This window comes from Actinocorallia aurantiaca, from assembly GCF_039533685.1.
GTDB lineage: Bacteria > Actinomycetota > Actinomycetes > Streptosporangiales > Streptosporangiaceae > Actinocorallia > Actinocorallia aurantiaca.
The window spans coordinates 72,241-84,210 of the sequence record NZ_BAAATZ010000029.1 but is presented as its reverse complement, the minus strand read 5'-3'; the positions used below and the strand labels follow the sequence as shown (position 1 = coordinate 84,210).

Annotated in this window: 11 protein-coding genes; 3 read left to right on the top strand and 8 right to left on the bottom strand. The window is 70.4% G+C overall.

The features are described from left to right. Window positions 1-4 precede the first annotated feature (4 nt). Window positions 5-496: a winged helix-turn-helix transcriptional regulator gene (locus tag ABD327_RS28280; protein WP_344454649.1), complete on the top strand. Its 492-nt coding sequence runs from the start codon at window positions 5-7 to the stop codon at window positions 494-496. Window positions 497-515: 19 nt separating this feature from the next. Here the strand turns inward: ABD327_RS28280 and ABD327_RS28275 are convergent, their stop codons facing one another. The 8 genes from ABD327_RS28275 to ABD327_RS28240 all read right to left on the bottom strand — a co-directional run bounded on the left by ABD327_RS28275 (window position 516) and on the right by ABD327_RS28240 (window position 9,495). Next, on the bottom strand, window positions 516-1,634 hold the full coding sequence (locus ABD327_RS28275) for a PDR/VanB family oxidoreductase (RefSeq protein ID WP_344454647.1): 1,119 nt from the start codon (window positions 1,632-1,634) through the stop codon (window positions 516-518). Continuing rightward, on the bottom strand, window positions 1,631-2,590 hold the full coding sequence (locus ABD327_RS28270) for a metal-dependent hydrolase (protein ID WP_344454645.1): 960 nt from the start codon (window positions 2,588-2,590) through the stop codon (window positions 1,631-1,633). Before ABD327_RS28270 ends, ABD327_RS28275 begins: the two co-directional genes overlap by 4 nt. Then, window positions 2,587-3,480 (bottom strand): alpha/beta fold hydrolase, encoded by an 894-nt coding sequence (locus tag ABD327_RS28265; RefSeq protein ID WP_344454643.1) that lies wholly within the window; start codon window positions 3,478-3,480, stop codon window positions 2,587-2,589. The genes ABD327_RS28270 and ABD327_RS28265 overlap by 4 nt, the downstream gene beginning before the upstream one ends. A 161-nt stretch (window positions 3,481-3,641) precedes the next feature. Then, window positions 3,642-4,676 carry an AraC family transcriptional regulator gene (locus ABD327_RS28260; RefSeq protein ID WP_344454641.1) on the bottom strand — a complete coding sequence of 345 codons (1,035 nt, stop codon included), beginning with the start codon at window positions 4,674-4,676 and terminating at the stop codon, window positions 3,642-3,644. A gap of 259 nt (window positions 4,677-4,935) precedes the next feature. Then, complete coding sequence (locus tag ABD327_RS28255) at window positions 4,936-6,207, bottom strand: acetyl-CoA hydrolase/transferase family protein (protein WP_344454639.1); 1,272 nt, start codon at window positions 6,205-6,207, stop codon at window positions 4,936-4,938. Further along, on the bottom strand, window positions 6,204-7,097 hold the full coding sequence (locus tag ABD327_RS28250) for an HpcH/HpaI aldolase/citrate lyase family protein (protein ID WP_344454637.1): 894 nt from the start codon (window positions 7,095-7,097) through the stop codon (window positions 6,204-6,206). The genes ABD327_RS28255 and ABD327_RS28250 overlap by 4 nt, the downstream gene beginning before the upstream one ends. 13 nt (window positions 7,098-7,110) lie before the next feature. Then, the gene (locus ABD327_RS28245) at window positions 7,111-8,277 is read right to left on the bottom strand and encodes an acyl-CoA dehydrogenase family protein (RefSeq protein ID WP_344454635.1); all 1,167 of its coding nucleotides are present in this window, start codon (window positions 8,275-8,277) and stop codon (window positions 7,111-7,113) included. Between the two features lie 45 nt (window positions 8,278-8,322). Continuing rightward, on the bottom strand, window positions 8,323-9,495 hold the full coding sequence (locus ABD327_RS28240; RefSeq protein ID WP_344454633.1) for a CaiB/BaiF CoA transferase family protein: 1,173 nt from the start codon (window positions 9,493-9,495) through the stop codon (window positions 8,323-8,325). Window positions 9,496-9,569: 74 nt separating this feature from the next. Here ABD327_RS28240 and ABD327_RS28235 point away from each other — a divergent pair, with 74 nt between their 5' ends. Both ABD327_RS28235 and ABD327_RS28230 read left to right on the top strand, forming a co-directional pair. Next, a complete protein-coding gene (locus ABD327_RS28235) occupies window positions 9,570-11,087 on the top strand; it encodes a class I adenylate-forming enzyme family protein (RefSeq protein ID WP_344454631.1) in 1,518 nt (505 codons plus the stop codon). A gap of 33 nt (window positions 11,088-11,120) precedes the next feature. Beyond that, the gene (locus ABD327_RS28230; protein ID WP_344454628.1) at window positions 11,121-11,933 is read left to right on the top strand and encodes a FadR/GntR family transcriptional regulator; all 813 of its coding nucleotides are present in this window, start codon (window positions 11,121-11,123) and stop codon (window positions 11,931-11,933) included. Window positions 11,934-11,970: the final 37 nt, after the last annotated feature.

Sequence of the window (11,970 nt, the reverse complement as noted above, 5' to 3'; positions counted from 1 at the left end):
GGGCATGTCCGCTGTGATGGAAGGCCCGCTGGCCGATCTCGGCTCCTGGAAGCCGGACCACTGCTCGCTGGTGAAGGCGCTCGAGATCGTCGGCACCCGCTCGGCTCTGCTGATCCTGCGCGAGGCCTACTACGGCACCACCCGCTTCAGCGCCTTCGCCCGCCGCATCGGCGTCACCGAACGGATCGCCGCCCAGCAGCTGCGCCATCTCACCGAGGCGGGCCTGCTCGCCAAGCGCCCCTACCGCGACGAGGGCGGCCGGACCCGTGACGAGTACGGCATCACCGAGATGGGCCGCGACCTGCTCCCCGCCGTTCTCGGCCTGATGCAATGGGGCGACAAGTACTTCCAGGACGACACCCCGCCGCTCCTCTATGTCGAACACGAAACCGGCGAGGCGGTCACCGTCGAACTGCGCAGCGACTCCGGCCACCGCGTGGAGCTGGAGGAGCTGGGCGTCCGCCTCAACCCCGACTGGCGTCCTCCACGAGACTGACCGCGAACGCGGCATCCGATCATGCCTCGACGGAGACCGTGCCCTCGGCGCGGGAGACGCACAGAATCATGTGCTCCTCACGTTCTGACTCGGTCAGGACGTGATCGCGGTGCTCGACCCTGCCTGCGAGCACCCGGACCCTGCAGGTACCGCAGAATCCCTGCCGGCACGAGTAGGCCTGGCCTGGGAGGACGCGCCGCACGGCGCTCAGCGCGGACTCGTCCGACTCCACCCGGACCTCGGTGTCCCTGTTGGCCAGCCGAACGGTGAACGGCTTGCCGCCGACGACCGGCGGCGGGCTGAAGCGCTCATAGTGCAGCGTGTCGATCCGCGGATCCGGGATCGCGGCACGGATCGCGTCGATCATCGGTGCCGGGCCGCAGGCGTAGAGCGCCGCTCCCCGTGGCGCGAGATCGATGATGGACGCGGCGTCCGGAACGCCGTGCTCGTCGTCCGGCCACACATGGACCTCGTGACCGCCGGTGAGCGATCGCAGCTCGTCGAGGAACGGCATCGACTCGCGAGTCCTGCCCGTGTAGACGAGGACGTACGGATCGCGACGACGCACCGCGTCGCGCAGCATCGGCAGGATCGGCGTGATCCCGATTCCTCCGGCCACGAAGACGTATCCGCTGGGCGAGGCGATGAACGGGAACGCGTTGCGCGGCCCCTTGAGCGTCAGTTCCCGGCCGGCCTGAAGCGAGTGGACTTCGACCGATCCCCCGCCACCGCCCTGGCCCTCGTCGATGCGGCGTACGGCGATGCGGTAGGAGCCCAGGTCGTCGGGATCGCCGTTGAGGCTGTACTGACGCATGCGACCGCTCGGGAGGAGCAGGTCGACGTGCGCTCCCGGGTCCCACGCGGACAGCGGGGCGCCGTCGGTCCGCACGAACGACAGTGCGCGGACGTCATCGGTCAGCTGTTCGACGCGCTCGACCCTGACCCGCAGGTCTCGCTCGACAGGCGCCACGGGGACGCGGTCGCGCGCGGCCCGGTCCGCGGCCTTGATCCACCAGCGGTCGACCACCGTCTCGAAGAAGCGGTAGACGAACGCACTGGGAATGTCGGTGCCGGGTTTGAAGCGGGCAGGGCGGCTGGACGCCTCGGCCTCACCGGGGAACGAGGTCGAGCGGTTCACGATCTGGCGCTTTCCACAGCGGATCCGGCCTCGGCGAGCGCGTCGGCCCGCATGGCGGCGGGCGACTTCGCGAGGAAGGCCACCGCCTGGGACGTCGACCCTTCTTTGGACGGGTGGTAGTTGGGAAGGAGGTACTTCCACGAAGCCCAGCCCAGCGTGAACAGCCCGGGGACCAGGTGGCGCGCCTCCGCCGAAAGGAGCCGCAGCATACCGGCCCGCGGACGCCTGCTGATCGTGATGCTCGGGTCGTTCGCCATCATGTACTTCGTGCCGCGCCACCACAGCGTGAAGAGGAGCGTCGCTCCCACGGCGTAGGTGCGGACGCGGCGCCAGTAGCGGCCGTCGACATGCGTGAAAACGTCGTAGGCGACGCAGCGATGCTCGACTTCTTCGGCGCCGTGCCAGCGCAGCAGGTCCAGCATCGTCTCGTTCGACCCCAGCCGGTCGAGCTTCGGGGAGTTGAGGGCCCAGTGCCCGAACACCGCCGTCAAGTGCTCGATGCCGGCGATCGTGGCGACACGCTCGATCAACCACTCTTCCTTGGCGCGCCCCTCCAGACCGCGGTCTCCGAGGATCTTGCGGAACGTGGCCTCGAGTTCGGACACGAACGGCCTGACGTCGAGGCCGTTGGCCGCGAAGTAATCCTGGACGCCCTGGTGCGAGGCCGCGTGGACGCCTTCCTGGCCGATGAAGCCGACGACGTCCTCGTGCAGCTGATCGTCGTGGATGAGCGGCAGGATCTCGCTGAAGACCTTCACGAACCAGCGCTCGCCCTCAGGGAGCAGGAGGTGGACGACGTTGATGTAGTGGGAGGCGAACCGCTCGCCGGGGATCCATTCGAACGGCAGACCACTCCATTCGAACTTGACGTTGCGCGCGTGGAGCGCGACTTTGCTCGGTTCCTTCGAGCGAAGGTGACCGGTGGCCATCGTGCGATCTCCGTTCTCGTGCTTCATGAGGTGGTGATGAACTGCGTGAAACGACCCGCGATCAGGGCCGGGTCCTGCTCGACGACCCAGTGGTTGCCCGGGATCGTCTCGACCCGCAAGTCGTCGACGTACGGCCGTGGTGCCCCGAGGGCGAGAGGCACCGTGACGTGCGCGTCGTCCAGCGGCGCGAGAATCTGCACTGGGCACACCGCCCGCCGGGGCCTGGGGAACATCAAGGAGCCGATGTTCGCGCGATAGAGGTTGATTCCGTTGATCAGGTCTCGGCGTGGTCGACGCCCGGCGGGCATGTGCCGCGTCGCCGGGGCGCCGATGCGCTCGGAGCGCGCCACGAGCGCGTCGACCACGCCTCGCCGGACGAGGAACTCCGGAAGGAACGGCACCTGAAAGGCGAAGATGTACCAGGAGTCGGCGCATTGCCGCAGGAAGTCGGACGGATACCGTCTCCCCTTCCTGAGCCACACACCGGCCATGTCCAGGCTCGGTCCCGAGACGGAGGTGAACGACAGGACTCGATCCGCGAACGCCGGGGACGTCACCGAGTGCCAGGTCTGGATCGAGCCCCAGTCGTGGGCCATGAGGTGCACCGGCGCGTTCGGGCTCGTCAGTCCGATCACCGTCGCCAGATCCTCGCTGAGCTGCGCCATCCGGTACCCCCGGCGTTTCCGCGGCGCACCCGAATCGCCCGTCCCACGGACGTCGTAGGTGACGACGTGGAAGTCCCGGGCGAGCCGCTCGGCCACCGGCGCCCACACGGACCGGTTGTCGGGAAACCCGTGGACGAGGACGACCGTCTGCCGGGCGACGTCGCCCCGCTCCTGGACGGCGAGCTTCACCCCGTCGGTCGCGACGGCGAAACGCGTCACCTCATCGGCGCCGGATGCGGGGTCGGTGTTCATGTCAGCTCCCTGCGAGTGATTCCGTGCGACCTCGTCAACGATCATCACAGCGCAGCGCCGCCACAGACTTACCCTTAGGCGACAAATACTTACCTTTGCGCGACACCATGTGGCGCGTGGGCCATTCCCGGAAGTCGCTTTCCACTGGCTTGGGCGCCGATTCAGCCGGCAGGACGGACGTGTCCCACCGGTTGCTCCGGGGGCTCGCCTGCGCGCTGCCGGATGAGCGTCCGGGGCGATTCACCGAACCAGCGGCGACACGCCCGCGTGAAGCCGCTCTGCTCGGCGTACCCCAGTGCTCTGGCGATCTGAGCGGCCTGCACGCCGGTCGCGGCGAGCTCCCAGGCCATCGCCTTTCGCACCTCGTCGAGGATCCTCTCGAAGGTCGTCCCAGAAGCCGCCAGCTCGCGTTGGAGGGTCCGCTCATGGACGGACAGCGCCTGCGCCACCTGCCTCAGCCCCACCTCGTGCCCCAGAAGCAACCGCCGCGTGACCTCACGTACATGCTCGGCCAACGCGACACTCGGGCGCAGACGGCCGAGGTACTCCTCGGCGAGCTCGAGCGCCGCCTGGTCGCGAGCACGGACGCCGCGCCCGAGGTAGGCCTTCGGGAAGTGAATGCCGTTGTGCTCCTGACCGAACGCGACCTGGCAGCCGAAGACGTCACGGTATCGATCCCGCGGCGCCGACCGCTCGTGCTGAAACGTGACCTTGATCGGCGTGAAGTCCTCGCCGGCCACGAGCCGGAAAGCCAGCAGCGCCAGCGTCAGATTCTTCTCGACCATCTGCCGACGGTCGAACTCATCGTGCAGCATCGTGGAGTACGAGTAGATCGCCGGACCCTGGGCTTCGATGAGCTCCGCGGTGTCAGCCGGTGCGATGTTGCCGAGGAAACGGCACACGTTGCCGACCGCGGCACCGACCGTCTCGGCATTGCGCAGGCTGACGCCCAACGGCCCCAGGGATTCCACGCCCTGCAACAGACCGAGGCGCAAGCCGAACTCGGGACAGTCGAGCTGACGAGCGGCATGCCCCAGAACCGCCGCAGCGTCGACATAGGAGACGTAGCGCGCGAAATCATCGGTCGCGACCGGATCGATGCCGTACCGCCGGAGCACGGCCTCACCGTCCCCGCCGAGATCAGCGACGAGATCCCTCACGCGGTACAGGATGGTTCCGCGAATCAGGATCGCCATGCGGCACCAGACCTTGTCCCGGCCAAGGTCGCGTCCCGGCCTCGCCCGTCCCCGAGCGCAGCTGGGAGAAACCGCGCCGGGCGAGCACCCGGTCGTCCATCAGGGTCCGTCACAGCCAACAAGTGTCACCGATGTGCCACGTCGCGCAAAGCCCGCTGTCCGACCTTTTCGACGCCATGTCCCGCGTCCAGCGGGTGGCGAAGATCGGTACTCCGGAAAGTCGGGGACGGTCGGGGTGGTCAAGACGACGTGGACGTCCTCAAAACCCCCGCCGCTGGATGGTGTGGGCTTCCCGCTCCAGGTCCTCCCGGAAGTCGGGGTGGGCGACGGCGATCAGGCGGCGGCTGCGTTCGGCGAGGGTCCGGCCCTTGAGTTCGGCGGCGCCGAACTCGGTGACGATGACGTCCACGTCGCTGCGCGCGGTGGTGACCGGGCCCGACAGGCTCGCGGTGATCCTGCTGATGGTGCCGCCCTTGGCGGTGGCGGGCAGGGCGATGATGGCGTGGCCTCCCCGCGAGCGCGCGCCGGCACGGACGAAGTCCACCTGGCCGCCGGTGCCGCCGAGGTAGGACGGGCCGCTCTGCTCGGCGTTCACCTGGCCGGTCAGGTCGACCTCCATCGCCGAGTTGACGGTCACCAGCCTGTCCAGCCGCGCGAGCACGGCCGGGTCGTGGGTGTAGGAAGTGGCGCACATGCGGACCTGCGGATTGCGGTCGGCGAACTCGTAGAGGCGCCTGGTGCCGATCAGGGCGCCGTTGATCGAGATCCCCCTGTCGATGTTCTTGCGCGCGTTGGTGACGACGCCCGCCTCGACGAGTTCCACCAGGCCGTCGCCGAGCATGCCGGAGTGCACGCCGAGGTCCCTGCGGTCGTGCAGCAGCCGGAGGATGGCGTCCGGCACCGCGCCGACGCCGGTCTGCAGGACCGAGCCGTCCTCGATGTAGGCGGCGGCGTACTCCGCGATGGCCTGGTCTGTCTCGCCGATCCTCGCCGGCGGCACCTCGACCGGGGGCCGTGAGATGTGCACGGCGCAGTCGATCTCGGCGGCGGGCAGCAGTTCGCCGTGAGTGTAGGGGACCTGGTCGTTCACCTCCGCGATGACGACGCGCGCCTTCGCGACGGCGGCCCGCACGTAGTCGCTGATGAGGCCGAAGCTGTGGTTCCCGTCCTCGTCCGCCGGGCTGACCTGGACGAGGGCGGCGTCGCAGCCGAGAATCCCGGCCTCGATCATCGGGCCGACCTGGCTGACGTGGCAGGGGATCACGCTGAGCCGGTGCGCCTTCGCCAGCGTGCGCAGCGCGCCGATCGCCCCCATGCTGGAGGTGGAGAAGGAGCCCGCCGTCTCCGGGCCGAGGAGGCCGGAGAAGCTGGTCGCGATGAAGACCGAGAGCCCTCCGATGCCGGGGCCCTGCTCGATCAGCGCTTCGACGAGCGTGGTCGGTTCACCGCAGGCCTGGCCGAGGACGATGCGGTCGCCGGGACGCAGAAACAGGCCGAGGTCCAGGTTCCGCGCGTCGGAGACGGTCTTCACGCGCGTCCTCCCGACGCCAGCAGCGCCCGCGCCCGGGCGAGGTGGGGGCGGTCGAGCATGGCTCCCCGGTGGGCGATCGTGCCGGCGCCGGGATGGGCGGCGAACAGGTCGACGATCTCCTGGGCGGCGGCCAGCTCCTCCTCGGTGGGGGTGAAGGCCTCATTGATGACGTCGACCTGGGCGGGGTGGATGGCGAGCATGCCGCGGAAGCCGTCACGGCGTACCTTCTCGGCCCGGTCGCGCAGCCCCTTCAGGTCGCGGAAGTCACCCTGGATGGTGTCGACGGCCGCCACACCGGCGGCGGACGCCCCCAGCAGGCACAGGCTCCTGGCCAGCTCGTAGGTGAACCCGTAGCTTCCATCGGCGTCGCGGTTCTCGCTGGCGCCCACAGCGTCGGCGAGGTCCTCGGCGCCCCACGTCATCGCGGCCAGCCTCGGAGCGCCCTTGTAGGTGCCGGTGGTGAACATGCCCTCGGCCGTCTCCGTCACGAGGACGATGACCTTCGTCGTGCCCTGCTCGACGCCTGCGGAGACCTCCAGTGCCGAGAGATAGTGGTCCAGCACCTCCACGTCCTGGCGGCTGCGAGCCTTGGGGAGCATGACGCCTCCGGGCCGGGCGGGGACCACCGCCGCGAGGTCGGCCAGCGCGTGGGGGCCGTCCAGGGGGTTGATCCTCACCCACAACCGCGCCCGGGCGTCCTCGGGCCGGGAGCGGAGGAAGTCCGAGACCATCGTCCGGGCCCGGGGCTTGCCCTCTTCGGCCACCGCGTCCTCCAGGTCGAAGATCGCGATGTCCGCCGCGCCGGCCGCGGCCTTCTCCATCTTCCTTTCGCTGTCGCCCGGGGCGAACAGCCAGGAACGCGCGCTGAGGATCTCTCCGGTGCCGATCATCGTCTCTCCGGTCTCAGTAGGACTTGGGCAGGCCGAGGACCTTCTCGGCGAGGAAGTTCAGGATCATGTGGGGGCTCACCGGCGCGGTGCGCGGGATGAGGATCTCCCGCAGGTAGCGCTCGACGTGGTACTCCTGCGCGTAGCCCATGCCGCCCAGGGTCAGCATCGCGGTGTGGCACGCCTCGAACCCGGCCTCGGCCGCCAGGTACTTCCCGGCGTTCGCCTCGACGCCGCACTCCAGGCCCTGGTCGAACATCGTGGCGGCCTTCATGACCATCAGGTTGGCGGCCTCCAGTTGCGCCCAGCACTTGGCCAGCGGGTGCTGGATGCCCTGGTTCATTCCGATGGGCCGGTCGAAGACGACGCGCTCCCTGGCGTAGCGGGCGGCGTGCCTGAGCGCCGCGCGGCCCAGCCCGACCGCCTCGGCGGCGAGCAGGATGCGCTCGGGGTTCAGGCCGTGAAGGATGATCTTGAAGCCCTCCCCCTCGTCCCCGATGCGGTCCTCCTCGGGGATCCACAGGTCGGAGATGAAGAGCAGGTTGGAGTCGACGGCGTGCCTGCCCATCTTCCGGATCTTGCGGATCTCGATCCGGGAGCGGTCGAGGTCGGTGAAGAACAGCGACAACCCCTCGGTCTTGCGCTTCACCTCCTCCAGGGGCGTGGTGCGGGCGAGCAGCATCATCTTGTCCGCCTCCTGGGCGACGGAGATCCAGATCTTCTCCCCGTTGACCAGGTAGCCGCCGTCCCGGCGCTCGGCGCGGGTCCGGAGCTTCGTGGTGTCGAGGCCGGTGTTCGGCTCGGTCACCGCGAAGCAGATCATGCTGTCGCCGCCGAGCACCGGCGGGATCATGCGCCGCCGCTGCTCGGCGGTGCCGAAGAGGGCCACGGGCTGCATGCTGAAGACCGGGCCGTGGATGCTGGAGGCGGCCGCCATCCCGCCGCCCGACTCGGCGACGGCCTGCATCATGACGGCCGCCTCGGTGATGCCGAGGCCCTCCCCGCCGACGTCCTCCGGCATGGCGACGCCGAGCCAGCCCGCCTCGGCCATCGCCTTGTGGAAGTCGTGCGGGAAGACGCCGTCGTCGTCGCGTTCGAGCCAGTACTGGTCGGGGAACCGGGTGCAGTACTCGAGAACCGCGTCGCGGATGCTCTGCTGGTCCTCCGTGAGGGAGAAGTCCACGATCCTGATCCTTTTCATCCGGTGGGGGCGGTGGTGTCCGGGGAGTCAGGCCGGGCCGAGTCCGTCCAGGACGTCCTCGGTGTCGGCGCCGAGCCTGGGGGCGGGGCCCGCGACGCGGCCCGGCGTCCGCGAGAACCAGGCCGGCACGCCGGGGAAGCGCACCGGCCCGTTGGGGGTGTCGACCGTCTCGAAGAACCCGGCCTCGTTCAGGTGCGGGTTGTCGAAGAGCTCGTCGAGCGTGCGGACGGGGGCCGACGGGATGTCGCGGGAGCGGAGCAGGTCGAGCCAGTCCCGCGTCGTGCGCTCCAGGAAGGTCTCCCCCAGCAGGGCGTAGACCTCGCCGATCCGGCGCGCCCTCTGCTCGAGCGTGGCCAGGTGTTCACCTGCCCACGCCGGTCTCACCGCGTCGACGAACGCCGCCCACTGCTTGTCGTTGTAGACCAGCGCGGAGATGTAGCCGTCCTTGGTCCGGTAGGGCCGCCGGTCGGGCGTCACGGCGCGGGGATAGGCGGCGGGGCCCAGCGGAGGGCTGAACATCGCGCCGTTGGCGTGCTCGACCAGCATGAACGCGGCCATGGTCTCGAACATCGCGACCTCGACCTCCTGGCCCTCGCCGGTCCGCTCGCGGTGGAACAGCGCCATCACGGTGGCGTACAGCGCGGTCAGCCCGGCCACCTTGTCCGCCAGGATCGTGCCGACGTAGCCGACCTCGCCGGTCAGCCGCTCCTGCACGGAGGGCAGCCCGCACTCCGCCTGGATGGTGTCGTCGTAGGCGGTGAGGTCGGCGTCCGGGCCCCGGCGTCCGTAGCCGTAGCAGTTGGTGTAGACGATCGACGGGTTGATCGCGGCCACCTCCTCGTAGCCGAATCCGAGCCTGGCGATCGCCTTCGCGCGCATCGAGTGGATGAGCACGTCGCTGCGTTCGATGAGCTCGCGCAGGGCGTCCTTGCCGTGCTCTGAGCGCAGATCCAGCACCACGCTGCGCTTGCCTCGGTTCACGTTGACGAAGACGCCGCCCATGCCGGGCTCCGGGCCGACCGAGATGTAGCGCGTGTCGTCTCCCGCCGGGGACTCGACCTTGATCACGTCGGCCCCCATGTCGGCCATGATCTGCGTGCTGTAGGGGCCCATGACCATCGTCGTCAGGTCGAGGACCCGGACTCCGGCCAGAGGACCCGTGCGCTCGGGGAAGGTCTGGTGTGCTCGTCCGCCTGGCATGTGGCCCCGCCTTCCGCCCGATGTTCCGTCGCCATACATTGAATACTTATAAGGATAGTGATAGCAAGATTGTCATGAGCGACATCGACGGCAGCGGCCGGCCCGGCACGATCGCCCGGGTCCTGGACGCCACGCTCGCCTCGCGCCCGCACGCCACCGCGATCGAGGCCGCGTCCGGGGCGTGGTCCTACGCCGAACTCGACGACCGCGCGCGGCGGGCGGCCGGCGCGCTGTGGTCGCTGGGCGTCCGCCCCGGCGACCGCGTCGCGGCCTGCCTGCCCAACGACCTGGACATCGTCGCGGTCTTCCACGGCGCGCAGCGGATCGGGGCGATCTGGGCGGGGATCGGCGAAGCGCTCTCGGCGAACGAGCAGCAGGGGCTGCACGACCTCTGCGAACCGGCGGTCGTACTGGCCGGAGCACGCTACCTGCCGGATTCGCCGGGCCGCGTCGACCCCGGCCGGTGGGCGGAGCTGACGGCCCGCGGCGAGGCGGCGCCCCCGATCGAGACGGACCCCGACGCGCCCGCCGGGATCTCCTTCACCAGCGGCACGTCCGGGCACCCCAAGGCGGTCGTGCACAGCCAGCGCAACCTGCTCCTGCCGGGCGCGGTCCTCGTCGCGACCCGCGGCTGGGGGCCCGACCTGCGCAAGGGCGACAGCTTCCCGCTGACGATCCTCAACCTCATGGTCCTGTCCACCCTGCTCACCGCGCAGGCGGGCGGGTGCTCCGTCGTGATGGACCGGCGGGACGTCGAAGGCGTCGCCGGCTGGATCTCCTCGCGGCGCGTCACGGTGTGGAACGGCGCCCCCGCGCAGCTCCACGACCTCGCCCGGCGCCCGGACCTCGACCTCGGCCCGCTCCAAGAGGTGTGGAGCGGCGGCGGCGACACCCCGGACGCCCTGCGCCGGGCATTCGCCGAGACGCACAGACTCCTCCCCCGGGTCACCTACGGCCTGACCGAGGCGCCGACCGTCGTCTCGATCGACCCCGCCGGCGAGGAGTGGCGGCCGGGCACGAGCGGGCGGGTGCTCCCCCACTACGACGTCGCGGCGTACGACGACGACGGCAACCGGCTCCCGGCCGGTGAGCTCGGTGAGCTGCGGTTGAGCGGAGCCTCCGCCGGGCCGTGGGCGGGCGCGTGGACGCCGATGCTCGGCTACTGGGAGAAGGGCGGCGTCCGGCCGCCGGAGCCCGGGCCGGTCCCCACCGGCGACGTCGGCACCGTCGACGGCGACGGATGGCTGACAGTGCTGGACCGCAAGAAGCTGGTCATCATCCGCGGCGGCGCGAACGTCTATCCGCTCGAGGTGGAACGGGTGATCTCGGCGTACCCCGGCGTCGCCGCGGTGGCCGTGTGCCCCGTGCCCGACGACCGGCTCGGCCAGCGGGTGGCCGCCGTGGTCCAGAGCGCGGGCCCCCGGCTCGACTTCGACGCGCTCGCCGAGCACTGCCGCCGGGAGCTCGCGGCGTACAAGGTCCCGGAGATCTGGTCCCAGGTCGACGCCCTGCCGCTGAACGCCATGGGCAAGGTGCAGCGCACCCGGCTGGCCGAGCTCCTCGGGCCGCCGGGGCGGTCCGGAACGGCATGAGGACCAGGCTCCATCACTGCTAACCTTGCAATCATGGAAGCCGCAGGGGCCGGGCACGCCGAGCACCAGAAGATCGGGCAGCTGCGCATGGCGGAGCTGATCGCCGCCGAGCTGCGCGAGCGGATCCTCGCGGGCGGCTTCGCCGACGGGTCGACACTCCCCAAGCAGGACGAGCTCGTCGCGCAGTTCGGCGTCAGCTACCCCTCGGTGCGCGAGGCGCTGCGGATCCTGGAGACCGAGGGCTTCGTCACCGTACGGCGCGGCAACCGCGGCGGCGCCACGGTGCACGCCCCGAACATCGGGACCGCCGGCTACGCCCTCGGCCTGACACTCCAGGCGATGCAGGTCGAGGTCCCCGACCTCGGCGCCGCGCTCGCCACCCTCGAGCCGATCTGCGCGGCCGACTGCGCCCGGCGGCCCGACCGCCTGGAGACCGTGGTGCCGCGGCTGCGGGAGCTCCTCACCGTGAGCGAGGGCCGCCTCGACGACGGCGCGGCGTTCACCCGCGCCTCGCGCGAGTTCCACGACGCCCTCGTCGGCTTCGACCCCAACGCGACGCTGCGGGTCGTCGTCAAGAGCCTCACCTCCCTCTGGTCGGTCCAGGAGGAGGCCTGGGCGGACGCCCAGATCTCGCGCGGCGCCTACCCCTCGCGCGAGGACTGCGCCGCCGCGCAGCGCGCCCACGAACGCCTGGTGGAGAGCATCGCCAAGGGCGACGCCGAGGAGGCCGAGCGCCTCGCCCGCGCCCACCTCAACGCGACCCAGGACTGGGTGTACCGCACCCTCAAGGACAGGGTCATCGACGCCGCCTCCCCCCGCAGCCGCAAGCGCTTCCGCCGCGGCTGAGCGACCGTCCCGAGTCCGTGGTTCCGACACAGGCCCG